Annotated in this window: 18 protein-coding genes and 1 pseudogene; 9 read left to right on the forward strand and 10 right to left on the reverse strand. The window is 68.9% G+C overall.

What is annotated here, in order from left to right; all coding sequences use genetic code 11:
* The 3 genes and pseudogenes from BQ8420_RS29980 to BQ8420_RS32515 form a co-directional block, all read left to right on the forward strand.
* Nucleotides 1–829 (forward strand): annotated as a pseudogene (locus BQ8420_RS29980) (DEAD/DEAH box helicase); the annotation flags it as partial.
* A gap of 5 nt (nucleotides 830–834) precedes the next feature.
* Nucleotides 835–1,329, forward strand: a complete 495-nt coding sequence (locus BQ8420_RS29985) for a GNAT family N-acetyltransferase (protein WP_235006569.1) — start codon at nucleotides 835–837, stop codon at nucleotides 1,327–1,329.
* A 30-nt stretch (nucleotides 1,330–1,359) separates the two neighbouring features.
* Nucleotides 1,360–2,937, forward strand: coding sequence for a serine/threonine-protein kinase (locus BQ8420_RS32515; RefSeq protein WP_087103830.1), 1,578 nt, complete (start codon nucleotides 1,360–1,362; stop codon nucleotides 2,935–2,937).
* Nucleotides 2,938–2,983: 46 nt separating this feature from the next.
* Here BQ8420_RS32515 and BQ8420_RS29995 read toward each other — a convergent pair whose 3' ends face one another.
* The gene (locus tag BQ8420_RS29995; RefSeq protein WP_087103697.1) at nucleotides 2,984–4,198 is read right to left on the reverse strand and encodes an ROK family transcriptional regulator; all 1,215 of its coding nucleotides are present in this window, start codon (nucleotides 4,196–4,198) and stop codon (nucleotides 2,984–2,986) included.
* A 254-nt stretch (nucleotides 4,199–4,452) separates the two neighbouring features.
* Here BQ8420_RS29995 and BQ8420_RS30000 point away from each other — a divergent pair, with 254 nt between their 5' ends.
* The 5 genes from BQ8420_RS30000 to BQ8420_RS30020 all read left to right on the forward strand — a co-directional run bounded on the left by BQ8420_RS30000 (nucleotide 4,453) and on the right by BQ8420_RS30020 (nucleotide 9,848).
* Nucleotides 4,453–5,739, forward strand: a complete 1,287-nt coding sequence (locus BQ8420_RS30000) for an extracellular solute-binding protein (protein ID WP_087103699.1) — start codon at nucleotides 4,453–4,455, stop codon at nucleotides 5,737–5,739.
* 81 nt (nucleotides 5,740–5,820) lie between these two features.
* Nucleotides 5,821–6,801 (forward strand): carbohydrate ABC transporter permease, encoded by a 981-nt coding sequence (locus tag BQ8420_RS30005; RefSeq protein ID WP_087103701.1) that lies wholly within the window; start codon nucleotides 5,821–5,823, stop codon nucleotides 6,799–6,801.
* Nucleotides 6,798–7,679: a carbohydrate ABC transporter permease gene (locus BQ8420_RS30010; protein WP_087103703.1), complete on the forward strand. Its 882-nt coding sequence runs from the start codon at nucleotides 6,798–6,800 to the stop codon at nucleotides 7,677–7,679. Before BQ8420_RS30005 ends, BQ8420_RS30010 begins: the two co-directional genes overlap by 4 nt.
* An 84-nt stretch (nucleotides 7,680–7,763) precedes the next feature.
* The gene (locus BQ8420_RS30015; RefSeq protein WP_087103705.1) at nucleotides 7,764–9,233 is read left to right on the forward strand and encodes a glycoside hydrolase family 3 protein; all 1,470 of its coding nucleotides are present in this window, start codon (nucleotides 7,764–7,766) and stop codon (nucleotides 9,231–9,233) included.
* Nucleotides 9,234–9,383: 150 nt separating this feature from the next.
* Nucleotides 9,384–9,848: an Rrf2 family transcriptional regulator gene (locus tag BQ8420_RS30020; protein ID WP_087103707.1), complete on the forward strand. Its 465-nt coding sequence runs from the start codon at nucleotides 9,384–9,386 to the stop codon at nucleotides 9,846–9,848.
* A gap of 76 nt (nucleotides 9,849–9,924) precedes the next feature.
* Here the strand turns inward: BQ8420_RS30020 and BQ8420_RS30025 are convergent, their stop codons facing one another.
* The 9 genes from BQ8420_RS30025 to BQ8420_RS30065 form a co-directional block, all read right to left on the reverse strand.
* On the reverse strand, nucleotides 9,925–10,281 hold the full coding sequence (locus BQ8420_RS30025; protein ID WP_087103709.1) for a helix-turn-helix domain-containing protein: 357 nt from the start codon (nucleotides 10,279–10,281) through the stop codon (nucleotides 9,925–9,927).
* 157 nt (nucleotides 10,282–10,438) lie between these two features.
* Nucleotides 10,439–10,966, reverse strand: a complete 528-nt coding sequence (locus BQ8420_RS30030; protein WP_143847662.1) for a CinA family protein — start codon at nucleotides 10,964–10,966, stop codon at nucleotides 10,439–10,441.
* A complete protein-coding gene (gene pgsA / locus BQ8420_RS30035; protein ID WP_087103711.1) occupies nucleotides 10,963–11,565 on the reverse strand; it encodes a CDP-diacylglycerol--glycerol-3-phosphate 3-phosphatidyltransferase in 603 nt (200 codons plus the stop codon). Before pgsA ends, BQ8420_RS30030 begins: the two co-directional genes overlap by 4 nt.
* Nucleotides 11,562–12,995, reverse strand: coding sequence for a 30S ribosomal protein S12 methylthiotransferase RimO (gene rimO / locus BQ8420_RS30040; RefSeq protein WP_087103712.1), 1,434 nt, complete (start codon nucleotides 12,993–12,995; stop codon nucleotides 11,562–11,564). Before rimO ends, pgsA begins: the two co-directional genes overlap by 4 nt.
* A gap of 174 nt (nucleotides 12,996–13,169) precedes the next feature.
* A complete protein-coding gene (locus tag BQ8420_RS30045; protein ID WP_200816154.1) occupies nucleotides 13,170–14,252 on the reverse strand; it encodes a helix-turn-helix domain-containing protein in 1,083 nt (360 codons plus the stop codon).
* Nucleotides 14,253–14,397: 145 nt separating this feature from the next.
* Nucleotides 14,398–16,866, reverse strand: a complete 2,469-nt coding sequence (locus BQ8420_RS30050) for a DNA translocase FtsK (RefSeq protein WP_087103717.1) — start codon at nucleotides 16,864–16,866, stop codon at nucleotides 14,398–14,400.
* A gap of 175 nt (nucleotides 16,867–17,041) precedes the next feature.
* Entirely contained in the window at nucleotides 17,042–18,727 is a 1,686-nt protein-coding gene (locus BQ8420_RS30055) for a ribonuclease J (protein ID WP_087103719.1), read from the reverse strand.
* Nucleotides 18,724–19,695, reverse strand: coding sequence for a 4-hydroxy-tetrahydrodipicolinate synthase (gene dapA, locus BQ8420_RS30060; protein WP_087103722.1), 972 nt, complete (start codon nucleotides 19,693–19,695; stop codon nucleotides 18,724–18,726). Before dapA ends, BQ8420_RS30055 begins: the two co-directional genes overlap by 4 nt.
* Nucleotides 19,696–20,064: 369 nt before the next feature.
* On the reverse strand, nucleotides 20,065–20,445 hold the full coding sequence (locus tag BQ8420_RS30065) for a phage holin family protein (protein ID WP_255404919.1): 381 nt from the start codon (nucleotides 20,443–20,445) through the stop codon (nucleotides 20,065–20,067).
* Nucleotides 20,446–20,530: 85 nt separating this feature from the next.
* Between BQ8420_RS30065 and BQ8420_RS30070 the strand changes: the two genes are divergently transcribed.
* Nucleotides 20,531–21,085 (forward strand): GNAT family N-acetyltransferase, encoded by a 555-nt coding sequence (locus BQ8420_RS30070; protein WP_087103726.1) that lies wholly within the window; start codon nucleotides 20,531–20,533, stop codon nucleotides 21,083–21,085.
* The last annotated feature ends 85 nt before the right edge of the window (nucleotides 21,086–21,170 follow it).

Genomic DNA, 21,170 nt, shown 5'->3' on the forward strand with positions numbered 1-21,170 from the left:
GGGCGGGGCGGTGTTCTCCGACGCCGATCTGGTGGCGGCGTTGTGGGAGTTGGTGTGGGCGGGGTGCGTCACCAACGACTCCTTGGCTCCGTTGCGGGCCGTGTCGGGTTCCGGGGCGGCGCCGCGTCGGTCGCGGTCGCGGTCGCTGCGTCGTCCGGTATTGCCGACCCGCGCGGGGCCGCCGACGGCGTCGGGCCGGTGGTGGTCGTTGCCGGAACCGGACCCGGATCCGACCCGGCGGACCCTGGCGCGGGTGGAGGCGCGGCTGGAACGCGGCGGGGTGTTGGTGCGCGGGCACCAAGGGCGCGGGTTGTCGGCGGACGAGTACCGGGTGCTGCGATCGATGGAGGAGACCGGGCGGGTGCGTCGCGGCTACTTCGTGGAGGGGCTCGGTGGCGCGCAGTTCGCGCTGCCGGGCGCGGTGGACCGGTTGCGGGCCCTGACCGGAGAGAAGCCGGGCGGTCCCTCGGACCCGGTGGTGTTGGCGGCCACGGATCCGGCCAATCCGTACGGTGTCGAGTCGGCGTGGCCCGCGGGGGTCGAGGGTGCGCACCGACCGGGTCGCACGGCGGGGGCCCTGGTCGTCCTGGACGGGGGTCTGCCGACGTTGTACCTGTCTCCGGGGCGGTCGGCGCTGACCTTCGGGTCGTCTCCGGCGTTGTTGGAGCGGGCGGCCCGTGCGGTGGCCGCGTCGGTGCGCGAGGGCCGGATCGACTCCGTCCTGGTGGAGCGCGCCGACGGTGTGGAGGTGTTCGGTTCGTCGCTGGACTCGGCTCTGGTGTCGGCGGGTTTCCACGTCACCCCCAAGGGGCTGCGTCTGCGACGCTGAGGAGCATGAGGGAACCGGTGATCCGCGAGATGCGGCGACATGACACGGACGCGGTGGTGGCGGCGTCGCTGGCCGCGGACACGCTGTTCGAGCGGGCGGGGCTGGAACTACCGCCGGACGATCCGCGGGAGATGCTGGACCACGTCGAACACGTGCTGGTGGCCGAGGTCGACGGGTCCGTGGTGGGGCTGGCGGCGACCATCGTGTTGGACGGCGCCACCCATGTGGAGCAGTTGGCCGTGGACCCGGCGCACGGGCGACGCGGGGTGGGCGGTGCCCTGTTGGAACGGGTGTGCGCCGAGGCCGCCGTTCGCGGCCACGACCGGGTCACCCTCACCACCTTCCGTGACCTGCCCTGGAACGGGCCCTGGTACGAGCGACGGGGCTTCGTCGCACTGCCCCGTGAGGCGTGGGGACCGGGTCTGGTTCGTCAGTGGGAGACCGAGGAGGAGGCGGGCATCATGGTCCGTCCCCGAGTGGCGATGTCCAGAGGAGTGTGAACCGGCACCCCGGTTTGAGATGATGTGCTCATGGTCCCCATTGATCCCCCGGAGCCCCTCTCCCGGTCCTCCGCCCGTACCTCCGTCGGCCGTTACGAGCTCCGAGGCGAGCTCGGCAGCGGCGCCATGGGGACGGTCTGGCGTGCCCACGACACCCGCCTGAACCGCGAGGTGGCGATCAAGGAGGTCCTCCTCCCCCATGACATGCCTCCGCGCGAACGCGAGCGTGCCCGGGCTCGGATGATCCGTGAGGCGCAGGCGGCGGCGCGCGTGTCCCACCCATCGGTGGTGACCGTGCACGACGTCCTGGAGGTGGACGGGATCCCGTTCATCGTCATGGAGCTGTTGGACGGCGAGTCGCTGCGCGAACGCCTGCACCGCGCCGGGCCCCTGTCGGAGGCGGAGGTGGAGCGGATCGCGCGTCCGTTGCTGGAAGCGTTGTGGGCGGCGCACCGGGCGGGGGTGGTCCACCGTGACGTCAAACCCGCCAACATCATGCTGACCTCGGGCGGCACCCGGCCGGTGCTGACCGACTTCGGTATCGCCAACCTGCCCGACCACGGAGGGACGGCGCTGACGGGGACCGGCGCGATCCTGGGCACCGCCGCCTACGCGGCGCCCGAGCGACTGGAGCACGACGACCACGGCGCGGTGTCGGATCTGTGGAGTCTGGGCGCCACCCTGTTCGCGGCCCTGGCCGGAGAGTCACCGTTCAAGCGCGACACCATCACCTCGACGCTCACCGCGGTGCTGACCCAGCCGATCCCCCCGGTGCCGGCCCGGGGCCGGTCGGCCTCGGTGATCGCCGGATTGTTGGAGCGGGATCCGCGGCGGCGGCTGGTGCCGGAGCGAGCGTTGTCCCTGTTGGACGCGCCCGCCGCACCGGTGGCGCCCTCGCCCGGCCGGTCACGCTCCCTGCTGTTCGTCGGCGGGGCCACCGTCCTTGCCGTGCTGGTGTTGGGCGCGTTCACGGTGTGGTTCGTGTTCTCCTCGTCCAACGGTCAGGAGGTCGCCACCGGCCCTGGAACCCCCTCCACCGAGGCCGTCACGGAACCGTCACCGGAGCCCTCCGAACCGGTCGTGGAGGACGCGCCCGAGGGGTTCACCCGGTACGACGACGGGGTGGTCACGCTGATCGCCCCCGAGGACTGGGAGATGGTGGACAACGAGGAGGACCAGCCGGGGAACGGCGTCGACCGGTTGGCCTCCTACGAGTTCGAGACCGGCGTGGAGACCGGAGGCCTGCAGCTGCTCGTGACCAGGTACGACCTCATGGTCTACGACGCCGAGGGCGCCATGGAGCGGATGGACGAGCTGCTCAACGAGGACGAGGACTTCAGCGACGCGGAACAACTGATGCTGGAGCCGCGGCTGGAGGGCCCTGGTGTGCTGAGCGCGGTCTACGAGGCCGTGTACATCCACGGGGAGCGCGAGATCCCGGAACGGTGGATGTTCACGCGTGAGATCACCGACGAGCACACCGCGATGTCCTACCGATTGAGCTTCAACTTCCCTCAGGACCTGCGCGAGGAACAGCGGGACGAGTTCGAGACGGTGCTCGATTCCCTCGCCCCGTCCCAGAGGACCGCGGAGAACGAGGAGGACTGACTCCCCCGCGCCCCGGTGAGCAGGATCGCCGGGACGCGGTCGGGGGTCAGACGGTGGCGGAGAACACCTCGTCGCGAGCACGTTCCAGTCCGTGCAGGAGGGCTCCGCGCACGACCGGGCTGCCCTCCACCGTTCCCAGGGCCACCTCGGTGGCGTTGGGGGCGATCCGGGCGGTGGCGGCAGCGACCCGTTCGGCGAGCTTGGGGCCTCCGGCGCGGGCCACGTCGCCGCCCAGGACGACCAGACCGGGGTCGATCATCACGCTGACGGCGGCGATGCCCCGGGAGAGCCGTTCGGCGAAGACGTCGAGGAAGGCGTCGCCTTCGGGGGTGCTGGAGCCCGCGGCACGGGCGACCACCTCGGTGACGTCGTCTCCGGTGAATCCGTGTTCGCCGGCCAGGCGCAGTACCTGTTTGGCGTGCACCAACGCCTGAAAGCCGTGCGGTAGTTCCTGGTCACCGTCGGACTTCAGGGACTCGTAGCCACCGGAGAGGCCGACGTCGGTGGACAAGGGGGCTCCGGGCACCGGCAGGTAGCCGATCTCGCCCGCGCCGCCGGAACGGCCCCGGTGAACCCGTCCGCCGATCATGGTGGACATGCCCACGCCGCCGGCGGCGCTGAGCCAGATGAGCACGAACTCGTCGACGTCCGTGGCGGCCCCGTCGGCGTGTTCCGCCAGTGCCGCCAGGTTCACGTCGTTCTCCAACATGACCGAGCGTTCGAGGTCGGCGCGCAGTGCCTCCAGCACCCCTTCGTGCCAGGACATGAGGTCGAAGGAGAAACGGATGTCGCCGGTGCGCGGATCAACGACACCGGGGGTGCCGATGACGCAGGCGCGGACCTTTTCGAGGGGGACCTCGGCGGTCTCCACCAGGCGCATCACGGCGGTGTGGACCAGGGCCACGGGGTCGTCGGAGGCGCTGGGGTCGACGCTGACGTCACTGATGATCCGACCGGTGATGTCGGCGATGGTGGCGGTGACGCGATTGGCGCTGACGTCGAGGGCGGCGACGTAGGCGCTCTCCGGGACGACCGCGTAGAGAGCGGCGTTGGGGCCGCGTCCCCCGGCCCGACTGCCGACGACGCGGACGAGATCCCGTTCCTCCAACCGAGCGAGGAGTTGGGACGCGGTCACCTTGGACAAGCCGGTCCTCGTGCCGAGTTGCGTCCTGGTCAACGGGCCGCCGGAGAGTAGAAGTTCGAGTGCCGCGCGATCGTTGAGTTGGCGCAGCAGCCGGGGAGTCCCCGGACGTTGAGACATAACCGTGACACCTCACCCTGTTTTTATTAGGAAAGTTTCCTGTTAATTTAGCTCACAACCTCACAGGAGGCCACGTCCCGGCAGGTCCGCAGTGGTTTCGGACCCCGGTACCCGCGCCGGAGGGGCGACCAAGACACCGCCGTCCCAGCACACCCCCATCAGACGTCGAGGCACACGGATCCGTTCATGATCCCAGGTTGCTTCGGGCACAGGCGCCGCGCCCCGGCGCGACGTGCGAAGGGAGATAGGCCCACATGAAGTTCCCCAAGATCGCACTGGTCTCGACCGTGGTCATGTTGGCAGCCGCCTGCGGTGGCGGATCCGACGACGGAGGCAACGCCTCCGGTGACGCCCCCGACACCCTGACCGTATGGCGCATGGGCGACGCCAACGAGGACCAGAACGCCTTCATGGACTCGGTCACCGAGCAGTACCAGGAGCTCTACCCGGACACCGATGTGGACGTCCAGTGGGTCCCCTGGGGCGAGTTCAGCCAGCGCTTCCAGACCGCCCTGGTCTCCGGCGGGCCCGACGTCGTCGAGATCGGCAACGACCAGGTCGCCACCTGGGCCGAGGCCGAAGCCTTCTACGACGTGTCCGAGTACGTCGAGGGCTGGGACGACAGCGCCGATCTCCTCGAAGGAGCCTACGCCAACGGCACCTTCGGCGACGCGCAGTACAGCGTCCCCTGGTACAGCGGCGTGCGCGCCCTCTGGTACAACACCGACCAGCTGGAGGAGCTGGGCCACGAACCGCCCACCACCTGGGACGAACTGGTCGAGGTCGCCGAGGACATCGAGGACGAGTACGACGTTCCCGGTTTCGCCGCTCCCACCGACTTCCTGAACGGCATCGCCAGCTTCGTCTGGGCCAACGACGGCGAATTCGCCGTCGAGGAGGGCGGCGAATGGGTCGGGCAGCTCGACTCCGCCGAGACCGGTGAGGCCCTGGAGTTCTACGCCGACCTGACCGTGGACGGCATCTCCCCGAGCGCCTGCGTCGGCCTCAACGAGGTCGACTGCGCCCACGCCGACTTCGTCAACCGCGAGGTCGGCATGTTCATCGACGGTCCCTGGGCCCAGGCCCAGTTGGAGGACCTCAACGACGAGCACGCCGGCCACTGGGCCACCGCTCCCATCCCGGGCGTGGACGGCATGGCGCCCGCCTTCGGCGGCGGCTCCGACCTGGCCGTGTGGGGCACCTCCGAGTACCCCGACGCCGCCTTCGACTACATCACCACGTTGAACAGCAAGGACAACGCGCTGGCCTACACCGAGGTGTCGTCGATGTTCCCCACCTACACCGACGTTCTGGAGGGCGACACCTTCCAGGAGGACCCGATCCTGTCCGGCGCCGCCACCCAGGCCACCGGAGACCTGCGTCTGTTCCCGGACACCGCCAACTGGGGCCACGTCCAGTGGGAGCTGACCACCATCCAGACCGCCGTCCAGCGCCTGGCCGAGGGCGAGTCCGCCGACGACGTCCTTCCCGAGCTCAACGAGGAGCTCACCGAAGCCCTCAACCGTGAGGTCTCCGAGTAGGGCGCGGAACCCGCCCCGACATCCTCGTCAGGGGCGGTCGCCCACCAGGCGACCGCCCCCTCGACCCGCCAGGAACGGCCCATGACTCAAACGTTGGAACGCCCCACGGAACCCGAGGCGCCCTCGCCCGGACGGCGACGGAACGCGTCCCGCCGCACCCGCACCAGGCTCGTTCCCTACCTCCTGATCCTGCCCGCTTTGATCGTGCTCACCGTGGTCCTGCTCTGGCCCATCGGCCAGATGCTGTGGATCTCGCTGCACGACTACGGTCTACAGCAGTTGCGGGGCCAGGACGCGCAGTGGAACAACTTCGGCCACTACCTCTACGTGCTCACCGACGACCGCTTCTGGTCGGTGTTCCGCAACACGATCATCGTCTGCCTGACCATGGTGGTCCTGACGATGACCCTCGGAACGCTCGTCGGCATCTTGATGCACAAGCTGCCCAAGTGGGCGTCGACCACCCTGGGACTCGGCCTGATGCTGGCGTGGGCCACGCCCGTCATCAGCGCCGCCATCGTCTACCGCTGGTTGTTCGACACCAGGTACGGGCTGATCAACACCCTCCTGACCGCGCTACCGGACTGGTTGGTGGGATCGGGGTGGAACGAGTTCAACTGGTTCAACTCGCCGAGCACGCTCTTCCCCATCCTCATCGTCACCGTGGTGTGGCAGTCGTTCCCGTTCGTGGCGATCAGCGTTCTGGCCGGGCTCAAGAGCATTCCGCACGAGCTCTACGAGGCCGTGCGCATCGACGGCGCCGGCGCCTGGAAGAGCTTCTGGAGCGTCACCTTCCCGATGCTGCGTCCGCTCTTCGCGCTGCTGCTGGTGTTGCAGGTGATCTGGGACTTCCGGATCTTCACCCAGCTGTTCATCCTCGGCAACGGCGTCAGCAACCGTGACATCTCCCTGATCCCGACCTACATCTTCCAGCTGGGCTTCGCCTCGACCCCGCCCAACTACGGCATGGGGTCGGCGATCGCCGTGATCATGACGGTCCTGGTCCTCGTGATCAGCGCGTACTACCTGCGCACCATGATCCGCCAGGAGGAGGCCCGATGAACAACGTCCACCGGCTGCGCAGGTCCATCGGAAGGCTGGGCCTGTACCTCGCCGCCCTCGCGGTCTTCGTCTTCGCGGTCTTCCCCGTCTACTGGGTCCTGGCCACCGCGCTGCGACCCACCGGTGAGATCTTCACCCGTCAGCCCACCTTGTTCCCCCGTGAGATCACCCTGGAACACTTCGAGCGGGTCCTGTCGGGCGTCCTCATCCCCGGCACGTCGTTCTGGTCCTTCCTCGGCAACAGCCTGGTCGTGGCCGTCGGATCGGTGGCCGTCGCCGCGATGCTGGCGTTCCTCGCCGCCATCGCCGTGGCCCGCTTCCGGTTCAAGCTGCGCTCGGCCTTCATCATCATGCTGCTGGTGATCCAGATGGTCCCGGTCGAGGCGCTGATCATCTCCCTGTTCATCAACTTCTTCCACCTCGGCAACACCCTGGACCTCGAACTGATCGGCAACCTGTCCGGCGTGTTCGTGATCTACGTGGCGGTCGCGCTGCCGATCACCATCCTCATGATCCGCAACTTCGTGTCCGCGGTACCCCGGGAGCTGGAGGAGGCCGCCGCCATCGACGGCGCGAGCGGCTGGACGATCTTCTGGCGGATCCTCATGCCGCTGGTGGCGCCCGGTCTGGCCGCGGCGAGCATCTTCGCGTTCATCACCGCGTGGAACGAGTTCCTCGTCGCCTTCACGTTCCTGCAGAACAACACCGGCGCCTACACCCTGCCGATCTCCCTGCAGTACTACTTCGGCGCCGTGTCCATCGAATGGGGATCGATCATGGCCGCCTCGACCCTGCTGACCGTCCCCGTGATGATCTTCTTCCTCTTCGTCCAACGCCGCATGGTCTCCGGCCTGACCATGGGCGCGGTCAAGGGCTGACCCGCACGTTCACACCCACACCCCCCTTTCCACGCCACACGTCTGCCCTCGACCGGGCACCCATGTTCACGAACGGAGTCCGTCATGCCACACGACCCGACCCTGGAGCGTCTGGCCAACGCCACGTTGCTGGTGCCCTTCGAGTCCTACCGGGCCCCCCGCTGGATCCTGGACGGTCTGGCGGATGGGATCTCGGGCGTCTGCCTGTTCCACAACAACCTACGGAGCGCCGAGCAGGTGACCGCGCTCAACGCGAGCCTGCGCGAGGTCACCGACCTTCCGCCGCTGATCTCCCTGGACGAGGAGGGTGGCGACGTCACCCGCATCGGACAGGCGCACGGCAGCGACTACCCGGGCAACGCCGCGCTGGGCGCGGTCGACGACCCCGACCTGACCCGCGAGACCTTCCGGGCCCTGGGGCTGGAACTGGCCGACCTGGGGTTCAACCTGGACCTGGCGCCATCGGTGGACGTCAACGTCGCCGATGACAACCCGGTGATCGGAACCCGTTCCTTCGGATCGGACGCCGAACTGGTGGCCCGGCACGCGGCCGCCTCGGTCCGCGGGCTACAGGAGGCGGGCGTGGCCGCCTGCGCCAAGCACTTCCCCGGCCACGGCGCCACCTCGCAGGACTCCCACCACACCCTGCCCTTGGTGGAGGCCGACGCGGACCTGCTGCGCCGCCGTGAGCTGGCTCCCTTCCGGGCCGCCGTCGACGCGGGCGTGCGGTCGATCCTGACCGCCCACATCGAACTGCCCGGCCTGGGCTCGCAGGGGCCCGCCACCCTCAACCACGCGCTGCTCAACGAACTCCTGCGCGACGAGATGGGTTTCACCGGGGTCGTGGTGAGCGACGCCATGGACATGCGCGGGGTGAGCGGACACATCGGCATCCCCGAGGCCAGTGTGCTGGCCGTCGCGGCCGGTTGCGACCTGTTGTGCCTGGGCCGGTTCGTGTACGCCGACCAGGTCGCCGAGGTCCGGGCCGCCCTGGTGCGGGCGGTCCACGAGGGTCGGCTCCGTGGTGAGCGTCTGGAGGAGGCGGCCGAACGCAACGCGCGCCTGCGCGAGTGGGTGGGCCGATCGGCCGTCGAACGCGCCCACGACGACGCGTCCTCCGCCATCGGGCTGACGGGTGCCCGCCGGGCCGTGCGGGTGGACGGTGAGCTGCCGCCGTTGGCGGACCCGTTCGTGGTCGAGGTGGACGCCCCTCCCGGCATGGCGGTGGGCGACGTCCCCTGGGGCCTGGGCCCGTGGTTCCGCGACACCGTACGGGTCTCCCCCGACGGCGACGACCCCTCGGCGGTGCTCTCCGCGGTGGGCGATCGCGACCTGGTCGTGGTCGTGCGGGACGCGCACCGCTACCCCAGTGCGCGTGCGTTCGTCAGCGGCCTGCTGGCGGCCCATCCGAAGGCCGTGGTGGTGGAGATGGGCCTGCCCATCTGGCGGCCGGACTGCGGGGCCTACGTGAGCACGTACGGGGCCGCCCACGTCAACGGGCTGAGCGCCGCCGAACTCCTCGGCGCCGCCGGGGCCCTGGAAGTGACCGGCTGACCGGGGCACGGAGTCCGTCTCCGAATCATCACCCATGTCCCCCCTAACCCGGTAGGAGAAGTACCCTTGACCCGTAGCATCCCGGGCTCCGGCGACACCCGTCGGAGCCCGGTGCCCCATTCGCCCTTCTAAACACGGCATAATCACAGCATGCGCCTTTCAGCCCGGGTCGACTACGCGCTTCGCGCGGCCGCAGAGCTCGCTGTCGCCGGCGACGGTCCGGTGACGGCCGAGCAGCTCGCACGCGCGCAGGCCATCCCCGGAAAATTCCTAGAGAACATCCTCACCCAGCTACGCAGAGCCGGCCTGGTTCGCAGTCAACGGGGTCCCGTTGGCGGCTACTGGCTCGCCCGACCCGCGGGGGAGATCTCCCTCGCCGACATCATTCGAGCGGTCGACGGACCACTCGCCAACGTGCGCGGGGAACGCCCCGAACACGTGGATTACGACGGGGCCGCCCGCAGCCTGCAACAGGTGTGGATCGCCCTGCGCGCCAGTGAGCGCGCCATCCTGGAGGGAGTCAACCTCCAACACCTGGTCACCAACGAACTTCCCGATCAGGTGCGGGTCCTGGCCGAGGATCCCGAGTCCTGGGTCAACCACAGCCACCGCTGAACCCCGAACACACGAAAAACCGGTCCTCCCCTCGGGGAAGGACCGGTTTTCTGCGTCTGTGCTCGTGCGGTGGGGGTCAGACACCCGCCATGTCGGCGACCTGGGGGACGCGATCGGGTACACGCGTGATACCGAGGTCCCGGGCCGGGTCGGGGTCGCCGGAGACAGCGTCCTCCAAAAGGGCGGCTTCCTGGAGTTCGGCCAGCGCCAACTGGTCGGAGACCTCTCTCAGCACCTGTGAGAGCGGGACCCCGAGGGCCCCACAGATCGACGACAGCAACTCGGAAGAGGCTTCCTTCTGCCCGCGCTCGACCTCGGACAGATAACCGAGGGAAACACGTGCGTCGGCCGACACTTCACGGAGGGTGCGGCCCTGGCGCTGCCGTAGCCGCCTGAGCACGTCACCCAGTAGGTGACGAAGCAGGACCATCATTCGCGCTCCCTCCCACCGGTAGCGACCTTCATATACAACACCGTACCCGCCTCACGCCCGATTCGGGCACCTCTCGCCGTCCTGTTCGCTGGAGGGGGAACCTCTTACGGGGGTGTTTTTGTTCCCGCGCCCGGGCAGAGGGCACCGGCCGAAAGGGTCAATACCGGGTGCTGCCCGCCTCGCTCCCGCGAACGGCGGTCCTCAGGAGCCTCAACGCGCCCTCGACCGTGTGGTACCGGATACCCGCACGATCCCCGGTGAAACGGAACCGTTCGACCCGTGTGTGCGAATCGGGTCCCGCCACCGCCGCGAAGACGGTGCCGACGGGTTCCCCGTCCTGGGAGTCGGGGCCGGCGACCCCGGTGACGGCGACCGCGAAATCCGCGCGCAACGCCCGGCGGGCGCCCACAGCCATGTGGAAGGCCACGTCGGGGTGGACGGCACCGTGCTCGATGAGCAGCTCGGTGGGCACCCCCAGGAGGGAGACCTTGGCATCGGTGGCGTAGGTCACCAGGCCACCCCGATAGGTGGCCGAGGTCCCCGGGACAGCGGTCAGGTGAGCGCCGATGAGACCGCCCGTGAGGGACTCCGCGGTGGCACAGGTGGCCCCGGCCTCGTACAGGGCCCGGTGGACGTCTGTGGCGGCCTCCAGGGCCGCCGTCCCGATGGCCCCGGCCTCGTTCACGTCCGGGCTCCCTTGGCGCGTACCAGGCGTACCGCGTCGACGATGTAGGTCAGACCGGTCCACAGGGTGATCGCCAGGGCCACCGCCATGACGGCGTGCGCGATCCAGGTGAACACCTCGGTGAACGGCAACAGGTTCAGCGGGAACAGGTAGATGCTGATCGCGACGATCTGCAGGACGGTCTTGAGCTTGCCTCCGCTGCTCGCGGGCATCACACCGAAACGCAGCACCGCGAAGCGCAGCAGTGTGATTCCCCACTCGCGCACCAGGATCGCGATGGTCACCCACCACCACAGGTCGCCCTGGATGGACAGCACGACGAGCGCCGCTCCGGTGAGCGCCTTGTCGGCGATCGGATCGGCGATCTTGCCGAAGTCGGTGACCAGATTGCGGCGACGGGCCAGCTCACCGTCGACGCGGTCGGTGATGGCGGCGACGACGAAGACAGCGAACGCCGCCAGCCGCCACCACGTGCCGTCGAAGAACATGAGCCAGACGAAGAGCGGCACCATGACCAGGCGACTCATCGTGAGGATGTTCGCGATGTTCCACAGGGGAGCCTGGGGGGCCGGCGACGCCGCGGGGTCGTGGGTGCTCATCTTTCTCCGGCTTCCCCGTCCTGTTCGGCGACGAGGTCGGCCCCGGACGCCTGGATGACGGTGGCGCGCACCAGGTCCCCCACGGCGAGGCCCTCGCCGTACAGGATGGTGCTGCCGTCCACCTCGGGCGCCTGGTGGCCGGACCGGCCCTCGAAGACGCCATCGTCCAGGACGGTCTCCACCAGCACGGTCACCTCGCTGCCGATCCGCTCCTCGGCCCGCTGGGACATGAGTTCCTCGGCCAGCCGGTTGAGCCGGTCGACCCGCTCCTGGACGAGGTCCTCGGGCACCTTGTTCGCGTGGCCCAAGGCCTCGGTACCGTCCTCGTCGGAGTAGCCGAAGACGCCGATGGCGTCCAGACGCGCCTCGCTGAGGAAGGCGACCAGCTCCTCGAACTCCTCCTCCGTCTCGCCGGGGAAACCGACGATGAAGTTGGAACGCGCGCCGGCCTCCGGTGCGGTCTTACGGGCGGTGGCCAGCAGTTCCAGGAAACGCTCGCGGTCACCGAAGCGGCGCATGCGGCGCAGCAGGGGGCCGCTGGCGTGCTGGAAGGACAGGTCGAAGTAGGGCACCACACCGGGGGTCGTGGTGAGCACCTCCACCAGTCCGGGGCGGACCTCGGCGGGCTGCAGGTAGCTGACCCGCACCCGCTCCAGGCCCTCGACGGCGGCCAGTCGCGGCAACAGCTTCTCCAGGGCGCGTACATCGCCCAGGTCCTTGCCGTAGGAGGTGGAGTTCTCGCTCACCAGGAAGACCTCGCGCACGCCCTCGCTCGCCAGCCACTCGGCCTCGCGGACGATCTCGTCGGCCTGACGCGAGATGTAGGCGCCGCGGAAGGCGGGGATGGCGCAGAAGGTGCATCGTCTGTCGCAGCCCGACGCGATCTTGAGGTTGGCCACGGGGCCGCCGGTGAGGCGGCGACGTGGCACGGTGGCGCGGTAGGGCAGATCGGTGCCCTCGGCCCCCTCCGCCTCGGCGAAGGCGGCGTGACCGGGCACGTGGACCTGGGAGGCGTCACGGTCGGCCGGGCTGATCGGCAACAGGGTGCGGCGGTCACGCGGGTCGTGCGGGATCAGCGGACGCCCGGAGACGACGTCGTCGAGACGGTCGGTGATGTTCGCGTAGTCGTCGAAGCCGATCACGTGGGCTTCGGGCAGGGAGTCGGCCAGTTCGGAACCGTACCGTTCGGCCATGCACCCGGCCGCGACGACCTTGCCACCGTTCTCGGCCGCTTCCAACAGGGTCTCGATGGAGTCCTGCTTGGCGGCGTCGATGAAACCACAGGTGTTGACGACGGTCACGTCCGCCTGGGTGTCGTCGTCGACGAGGTCCCAGCCACCGGCGGCGAACCGCCCGGCGAGCTCTTCGGAGTCGACCTCGTTACGCGCACACCCCAGGGTGACGAGTGAGACAGTACGGCGCGATGACATGGCTTCCAAGCGTGTGGGAGAGCTGTGAGTGGTGCGGGGACGCGGCACGGCGAAGGCCGGGGTACGGGCTGATCACTCGCGCGACGCGACGTCGATCGGCGTCGCCCGCAACATCCCACCCTACCGTGATCGACTCACCCGCACGTACCCCGGCCTTCGCATACTTCCACCTCGTCAGTCGACGTACCCGTCGGCACCGACGCTGAAGTCCTCGACTCCCCGGGACTTCCCCTCGGTTCCCAGGTCCTCTCCATCGACGGCGACACCGACCGACCCGGGCTCGCCGAGGCGGAAGGTCAAGGGACCTTCGGTGACGTAGTCGAGGGTCTCCCCCTCCACGATGAAGCCGGTGAACAGGTCCGTGCCCTCATCGTCGGTGACCTCGACCCAGCTTCGCCCGGAGCCCGTGAGTCGGACGGTGAAATCGACGGGTTCGGCGGCCTCCTCGGGCACCTGTGCCTGGGCCTTCGCCTTCGCGGCGATCTCCTTCTCATCGGGCACGCTCCCCGAATCCACGGTCTCCTCCCCACCCGAGTCGTCGCGCGGGGACTCGAAGGCGGTCCGGGACGGGTCACCCTCTTCCCAGCCGTTCCAGGCCCGTACCCCGACGATGAGCGCGGTGATGAGGATGAGTCCGACCACGGCCCAGGGCCAGTGTCGACGCACTCCGCCCGCGGGGCGTGCCTCAGCGGCCGTGTTCCTGCTCCGCGGCGCCGGGGCCGTCGCCCCGTCGGTCGCCCCGTCCGTCGCCTCCTCGGTCTCGTCCCCCTCCGAGCTCCGAGGTGGTGGCACCTCGGCGTGTCCGCCGGGCCGGTCCGTCGGCCGGGTCACGCGCGCCAGTTTCTTGTTGCGTTCGAAATAGCCCCAGTTCTCGGCCCGCTGATTGGGGTCGAGGTCCTCGTCGCCGACGCGACGGGGGACGTCTTGGGACGCCTCCTGTTCGCCTCGGGCCGCCGCGACTCGTGCCGCCTTCGACTCCGTGGCCGGATGCCACTGTGGGGGAACGAAGAGGGGCTTGTCGTCAGAGGCGTGTTCGCGGTCGTACTCCTCCAGCAGTGACCGCGGGTCGAGTCCGAGGAACTTGCAGATCCTGCGGATGTGACCACGCGCGTAGAAGTCCCCTCCACAGGGGACGAAGTCCTCGTTCTCGATGCCCCTGAGGACCTGCATCCGGATGCGTGTACTTGTGCTCAGGTTCTCCAAGGAGCAACCCGCCGCGATCCGTGCGGCGGACAGGGTCTGGCCGATCGTCGCCATGCGCACTCCCCCCGCGACTGTCCGTGCCTACGTCGACCCACTCTGCTACTTCTGGGCACTCGACGCAGGTCACCACGCCCCATGCGGCGTCCAAGATCGCACCAAATCGGGCGACCCGGGCGTCGGGGCGTGTGTCGGGGGAGAGTCAGTGACCGCGGATGTCGGTGAGGACGGCGGCCAGATCGTCGGCCTGCACGAGGACGTCGCGGGCCTTGGAACCCTCGCTGGGGCCGACCACGTCGCGGCTCTCCATGAGGTCCATGAGCCGGCCCGCCTTGGCGAAACCGACCCGGAGCTTGCGCTGAAGCATCGACGTGGACCCGAACTGGGTGGTGACGACCAGCTCGACGGCCTGGAGCAGCACGTCCATGTCGTCGCCGATGTCCTCGTCGATCTCCTTCTTCTTGACCGCCTCGACGGCGACGTCCTCGCGGTAGTTCGGTTCGGCCTGCTTCTTGCAGTGCTCGACGATCCCGCGGATCTCCTTCTCGGCGACCCAGGCGTTCTGCAGGCGGATGGGTTTGCCCGCGCCCATCGGCAGGAACAGCGCGTCACCCTTGCCGACGAGTTTCTCCGCGCCGGGCTGGTCGAGGATGACGCGGCTGTCGGAGAGGCTGGAGGTGGCGAACGCCAGCCGGGAGGGGACGTTGGCCTTGATCAGACCGGTGACGACGTCGACGCTGGGCCGCTGGGTGGCCAGGACCAGGTGGATACCGGCGGCACGGGCGAGCTGGGTGATGCGCACGACCGAGTCCTCTACGTCGCGCGGGGCGACCATCATCAGGTCGGCGAGCTCGTCGACGATGACCAGCAGGTACGGGTAGGCCTCGTATTCGCGTTCGCTGCCCAGCGGCGCCTTGAGTTCGCCGTTGCGCACGGCCGCGTTGAAGTCGTCCACGTGCCGGTAACCGGACGCGGCCAGGTCGTCGTAGCGGCGGTCCATCTCCCCCACCACCCACTGGAGGGCCTCGGCGGCCTTCTTCGGGCTGGTGATGATGGGGGTGATCAGGTGCGGGATGCCCTCGTACATGGTGAGCTCGACCCGCTTGGGGTCGACCAGGATCATGCGCACCTCGTCGGGCGTGGCGCGCATCATCAGCGAGGTGATGAGCCCGTTGATACAGGTGGACTTACCGGCACCGGTGGCGCCCGCGACCAGTACGTGCGGCATCTTGGCCAGGTTGGCCACGACGTTGGAGCCCTCCACGTCCTTGCCGAGGCCGACCAGCATCGGGTGGTCGTCGGTGGTGGCCGCCGGGGAGCGGAGCACATCGCCCAGGCTGACTATGTCCTTGTCGGTGTTGGGGATCTCCACACCGATCGCGGACTTGCCGGGGATGGGCGACTGGATGCGCACGTCGGCGCTCTTCACCACCAGGGAGATGTTCTTGGACAGAGCGGTGACCTTCTCGACCTTCACCGCCGGACCGAGCTCGATCTCGTAGCGGGTGACCGTCGGTCCTCGGGTGAACCCGGTGACCTCGGCGTCGATCTTGAACTGCTCCATCACCCCGGACAGGGCGGCCACGACGTCGTCGTTGGCCTGGGTCCGCTGCTTGGGCGCGGAGCCGGGCTTGAGCATGGTGGTCACCGGCAGCTCGTAGTCGCCCTCGACCACGCGGGAGGGGATCGAGAGCTGCTCGGTGGTGGCGGGCACCGGTGTGGGGTCGGGGACCGCGGTCTTGGCCTTGGGCTTCCTCTTGGCGGGCTTCTTCTCCGCCTCGTCGGTGAGGGCCGGGACGACCGACCCGGACTCTTCGGAGACCACGGGGGTGTCGTAGGGGCGCTCGTGGTCGCCGGCGACCGACTCGTGCTCGGCGGGCTTGGCCTTGCGCTTGCGCGGCTTGGCGGGTTTCTTCTCCGCCTCGGCACCCAGGATGCCGATGCCGGAGTCCGGCCCGGGGTCGCGTTCCATCAGGGCGCTGAACAGGATCTGGAGCCGGTCGGGGATGCGCCGGATGGGGGTGGCGGTCACCACCAGGATGCCGAAGATCAGGACCAGGGCCAGGAGCAGCCCGGTGAGCCAGGGGGTGACCACGGAGCTGAGCGGTCCCGAGGCCACGAACCCGATGATGCCGCCCGCGTTCTGCAGACCCTCCATGCCGTCGGCGGGTTGCGGGATGCCGTGGGCGATGTGGATGAGCCCGAGCAGGCCGAGCATGATCGCGGTGACCCCTATGAAGAGCCGGCCCCCATCGCCGTCCTTGGCGGTGCTGGGCGTGCGCATCAGCTTGATGGCCAGGGGCAGGAACAGCAGCGGCAGGATCGGGGAGAACACGCCGAAACCGCCGACGACCACCATGCGGGTGGCCTCCAACAGGGGTCCGTCACTCTGCCACCACACGGCCGCGGCCACGAGGATGCCCAGGGCGAGCAGGATCAGGCCGACACCGTCCCGGCGCAGGTCCGGGTCCAGGTCACGGGCGCTGCGTCCGACCGCGCGGGCCGCCCCGCCCACAGTGTGGGCGATGAGTTTCCACAGGACCAGCAGGAACTGGCCGAAGAGGGCGACCACGTAGGCGATGGGCCCGTCCGGCATGCGCTTCTTGGCCGCGGGCTTGCGCGTGGCGGGCTTCTTGCGCCCGGAACCACCAGAGGAGGCACGCGTGGCCATCGGAGGTCACCTCCACGGGGACGGGGTCGAACTCAGAGGCCCGGACACAGCGTCCCGGCACGGCGGGAAGCCTACTAAGCCGTCCAGCCCGAGGCACGAACACGAACCGGCGTGTCGAAGGAAACGGCCCGGAGCGTGTGTGCGCTCCGGGCCGTCGATCGGTGGTCCCCTACGGTCAGACCTCGACCAGGACCGGGATGATCATGGGACGACGGCGGTACGTCTCGTTCACCCAGCGGCCGGCGCTGCGGCGGATGAGCTGCCGCAGCTGGTGGGGGTCGTTGACCCCGTCCGAGGCCGCCCTGTCCAGGGCGGCCTGGAGCTTGTCGATGACGTCGTCGTAGGCGTCCGCGCCGATGCCCGCGCCCCGGGTGTGGATCTCGGGCTCACCCAGGATCTTGCCCGTGTTGGAGTCCACGGCCAGGACGACGGAGATGAAGCCCTCCTCGCCGAGGATGCGGCGGTCCTTGAGCGCGGCGTCGGTGACGTCGCCCACCGAGGAACCGTCGACGTAGACGTAGCCGGCCTGCACGGCGCCCACGATCTTCGCGCGGTTCTTGTACACGTCGACCACCACGCCGTCCTCGGCGATGACGACCCGGTCGTTCGGGACGCCCGTGAGCTTGGCCAGGTCGGCGTGGGCGCGCATGTGCCGCCATTCACCGTGCACCGGCATGAAGTTGCGCGGGCGCACCATGTTGAGCACGTACAGCAGCTCGCCGGCGGAGGCGTGGCCGGACACGTGCACCAGGGCGTTGCCCTTGTGCACGACCTTGGCGCCCCAGCGGGTCAGACCGTTGATCACCCGGTTGACCGAGTTCTCGTTGCCCGGGATGAGCGAGGAGGCCAGCAGGATGGTGTCCCCCTCCTCGATCCGGATCTGGTGGTCCCGGTTGGCCATGCGGCTGAGCGCCGCCATGGGCTCGCCCTGGGAGCCGGTGCAGATCAGGACGACCTTGTCGGCCGGCATCTTGTCGAGTTGCTTGACGTCGACGATGGTGTCGCCGGGGATGCTGAGGTAGCCGAGGTCGCGCGCGATGTTCATGTTGCGGACCATCGAGCGGCCCACGAACGCGATCTTGCGGCCGTGCTCGGTCGCCGAGTCGATGACCTGCTGGACGCGGTGCACGTGCGAAGCGAAACACGCCACGACGATGCGCTTCTGCGCCTGGCGGAACACCTTGTCGATGGCCGCGGTCAGGTCGCGCTCGTTGACGACGAACCCGGGCTGCTCGGCGTTGGTGGAGTCCGACAGCAGGATGTCGACGCCCTCCTCACCGAACCGGGCGAACCCGGCCAGGTCGGTGAGGCGGTTGTCCATCGGCAGCTGGTCCATCTTGAAGTCACCGGTGTGCAGCACCGAGCCGCCGGGGGTGCGGATGCCGATGGCCAGCGCGTCCGGGATGGAGTGGTTGACCGCGAAGAACTCCAGGTCGAAGGGGCCGAAGTCGCGCCGTTCCCCTTCCTCCACCAGGACCGTCTCCGGCTTGATGCGGTGCTCGCCCAGCTTGGCGCTGATCAGCGCCAAGGTGAGCTTGGAGCCGACGATCGGGATGTCCGCCCGCTCGCGCAGCAGGAACGGCACACCACCGATGTGGTCCTCGTGCCCGTGGGTGAGCACGATGGCCTCGATGTCGTCCAGGCGACCCCGGATGTAGTCGAAGTCCGGCAGGATCAGGTCGACACCGGGCTGCTCCTCCTCGGGGAAGAGCACGCCGCAGTCGACGATGAGCAGTCGGCCCGCGTACTCGAAGACCGTCATGTTGCGACCGATCTCACCGAGTCCACCCAGCGGGACGATTCTCAGAACACCCTCGCCTTGGGGCGGGGGCGGACCGAGCTCGGGGTGCGGGTGACTCATACGGAACCCTCCGTGAGACGTTCGATGCGGACGGCGCTGGCCGGAACCGCCTGATGCGGGGCGAGCCCGATCGGGCCCTTGACCCCCGCTGCCGCCAGGTCCTCGCGCAGGAGGGTCTGGAGCTCGGCGGAGGCGTCGGCCAACGGTGTGCGGACCGGGCCCGAGGGAAGACCGAAGAGGTTGAGGACGGCCTTGGTGGTGATGACGCCCTGGGTGCGGAACATGCCGGTGTAGACCGGGGTGAGACGGCGGTGGATGGCCAGCGCCTGGCCGACCTCGCCCTTCTCGAACGCGTCGATCATGTCCTTGAGGTCGGCGCCCACGATGTGGCCGACGACGCTGACGAAACCGGCGGCGCCCACCGACAGCAGCGGCAGGTTCAGGATGTCGGTGCCGCAGTAGTAGGCCAGGTCGGTGCGCTCCATGACCCAGGAGCTGGCGCCGACGTTGTCCTTGGCGTCCTTGTTCGCGATGATGCGCGGGTGCTCGGCCAGTCGGACCAGGGTCTCGGAGGCGATCGGCGTCCCGGTGCGATGCGGGATGTCGTAGAGCATCACCGGTAGTTCGGTGGTGTCGGCGATCTCGGTGAAGTGCCGGATCAGCCCTTCCTGCGGAGGCTTGTTGTAGTAGGGCGTGACGGCCAGGAGGCCGTGCGCGCCCGCCTTCTCGGCGGCCTTGGCCAACCTGACGCTGTGGCGGGTGTCGTTGGTACCCACCCCCGCGATGACCTGGGCGCGGTCGCCGACCGCTTCGACGACGCTGCGGAGCAGGCGGTCCTTCTCCTCGTCGCTGGTCGTGGGCGACTCACCGGTGGTGCCGCTGATGATCAGGCCGTCGTTGTGCTGCTCGTCCACCAGGTAGGTGGCGAGTCTGGCGGCGCCGTCGTAGTCGAGCTCGCCGTCTTCGAGCATCGGGGTGACCATGGCGGTCAGCATCTTGCCGAACGGGCGGTACTTGGTGTCCATCATCTTGTGTGAAAGGCCCTCGGGTCCGTCGCCGCGAGGCGGTCGGACCCTCGTGTGCCCCTCCTCCTCTCCATGTCTTGGGAATCAGCTGATGCGTCCCGTGTCGAGTGCTTTCCTCCGTGCACGGGTGAGGCGGCGCTGTGCGTCCGCCACCGCGATCGGCCGTAGGGGGCCGGACGCGGGAAAGTCTGTGTCGCTCCTATGAGTATCGGGAGCGCGGTTCGGTTCGGTCCCCGTCCTCGTCGGTCGAGGTGAGGGACCGTCACCGTTGTGTGGAGCCCGGATATGTGAACCTACCCGCCCCGGGCCCTCGCCACGCGGGCGGGACCCGGGGACCACCGCTTTCGGGAGGTGGCGAGGGTGTGTCCGAGGTCAGTCGTCCTTGCCGTCCGGAAGGAACATGCTGAGCAGCCAGCTCACGACGGTGACGACCAGGGCGCCCCAGAACGCGGGCCAGAAGCCGTCGATGTGGAAGGGGAGCTCGAAGAGTCCGGCGATCCACCCCGTGAGCATGAACAGCAGCGCGTTCACGACCAACCCGATCAGACCCAGGGTCAGGGCGTAGAACAGGCAGCCGACCGTTTTGACGATCGGTTTGATAACGGCGTTGATCACGCCGAAGATCGCACCGACGATCAGGTAGACGACGATCTGACCGACGGTGTCGTCGGTCTGGATCTCGATACCGTCGATCAGGAATACAGCCGCCCAAAGGGCCAGCGCGTTCACGATAACTCTGATAATGAGGCTCACATCGTAGATGTTCCCATGCTCGGGCAAGCTCCGGAAACTCCGGCATCCACTTGTTTCGGGCGGGGACCCCCAGAGGAGGCCCTTCATGTCCAGTGCACAGTTCGTCCGTCCCGCCCGTGCCGCCGATGTGGACACGGTGGTGGACCTTCAGGTCGCTTCGTGGCGTGCGTTGTACGACGAGTTGTTGCCCGCCGAGGTGGCCGAGGAGATGTCCGGTGAGCAGGCACGGAAGAGTTTCCGGGAGCAGTGGACCACGGCGCTGGAATCACCTCCCACGTCCAAGCACCGGTTGGTCGTGGCCACCGACGAGGTGGACGGGGCGCGCACCGTTGTGGGATTCGCCGCCTTCGGCCCGGCCGGCGACCCCGACCTGTGGCCGGCCAAGGACGCCGAGGTGTTCGCCCTGCACGTGGATCCCGAGCGTGCCCGTCAGGGGCACGGCAGTCGGCTGCTGAACGCGTGCGTGGACCATCTGGTGGAGGGCGGGTTCGGCACGGTGCACGTGTGGACCCCCGAGGAGGACAACGCGCTGAGGTCGTTCGTGGAGGCGTCGGGGTGGCGAGCCGACGGTGCCCGTAGGGAGATCGACATGGGCCGCCTGGTGCCCATGGTGCGGCTGCACGCGGCCATCTCCGAGTAGGGTTCGGGCCGACTTCGAGCAGGGACTACCGTGGGGTGGTCGTTGCGGCGTGCCTTGACGCGCCCTGGGTGGAAACTGGAGGACC

The organism is Nocardiopsis sp. JB363 (assembly GCF_900143625.1).
In the GTDB taxonomy this organism is placed as follows: Bacteria; Actinomycetota; Actinomycetes; order Streptosporangiales; family Streptosporangiaceae; genus Nocardiopsis.

Coding starts and splice junctions, on each gene's coding strand:
- BQ8420_RS30010 (WP_087103703.1), top strand. CDS start 6,798: ATGAACAACGTCCACCGGCTGCGCAGGTCCATCGGAAGGCTGGGCCTG.
- BQ8420_RS30045 (WP_200816154.1), bottom strand. CDS start 14,252: ATGGCGACGATCGGCCAGACCCTGTCCGCCGCACGGATCGCGGCGGGT.
- dapA (WP_087103722.1), bottom strand. CDS start 19,695: ATGATGGACACCAAGTACCGCCCGTTCGGCAAGATGCTGACCGCCATG.
- BQ8420_RS30005 (WP_087103701.1), top strand. CDS start 5,821: ATGACTCAAACGTTGGAACGCCCCACGGAACCCGAGGCGCCCTCGCCC.
- BQ8420_RS30020 (WP_087103707.1), top strand. CDS start 9,384: ATGCGCCTTTCAGCCCGGGTCGACTACGCGCTTCGCGCGGCCGCAGAG.
- pgsA (WP_087103711.1), bottom strand. CDS start 11,565: ATGAGCACCCACGACCCCGCGGCGTCGCCGGCCCCCCAGGCTCCCCTG.
- BQ8420_RS29995 (WP_087103697.1), bottom strand. CDS start 4,198: ATGTCTCAACGTCCGGGGACTCCCCGGCTGCTGCGCCAACTCAACGAT.
- BQ8420_RS30015 (WP_087103705.1), top strand. CDS start 7,764: ATGCCACACGACCCGACCCTGGAGCGTCTGGCCAACGCCACGTTGCTG.
- BQ8420_RS30055 (WP_087103719.1), bottom strand. CDS start 18,727: ATGAGTCACCCGCACCCCGAGCTCGGTCCGCCCCCGCCCCAAGGCGAG.
- BQ8420_RS30000 (WP_087103699.1), top strand. CDS start 4,453: ATGAAGTTCCCCAAGATCGCACTGGTCTCGACCGTGGTCATGTTGGCA.
- rimO (WP_087103712.1), bottom strand. CDS start 12,995: ATGTCATCGCGCCGTACTGTCTCACTCGTCACCCTGGGGTGTGCGCGT.
- BQ8420_RS30050 (WP_087103717.1), bottom strand. CDS start 16,866: ATGGCCACGCGTGCCTCCTCTGGTGGTTCCGGGCGCAAGAAGCCCGCC.
- BQ8420_RS29985 (WP_235006569.1), top strand. CDS start 835: ATGAGGGAACCGGTGATCCGCGAGATGCGGCGACATGACACGGACGCG.
- BQ8420_RS30070 (WP_087103726.1), top strand. CDS start 20,531: ATGTCCAGTGCACAGTTCGTCCGTCCCGCCCGTGCCGCCGATGTGGAC.
- BQ8420_RS30025 (WP_087103709.1), bottom strand. CDS start 10,281: ATGATGGTCCTGCTTCGTCACCTACTGGGTGACGTGCTCAGGCGGCTA.
- BQ8420_RS32515 (WP_087103830.1), top strand. CDS start 1,360: ATGGTCCCCATTGATCCCCCGGAGCCCCTCTCCCGGTCCTCCGCCCGT.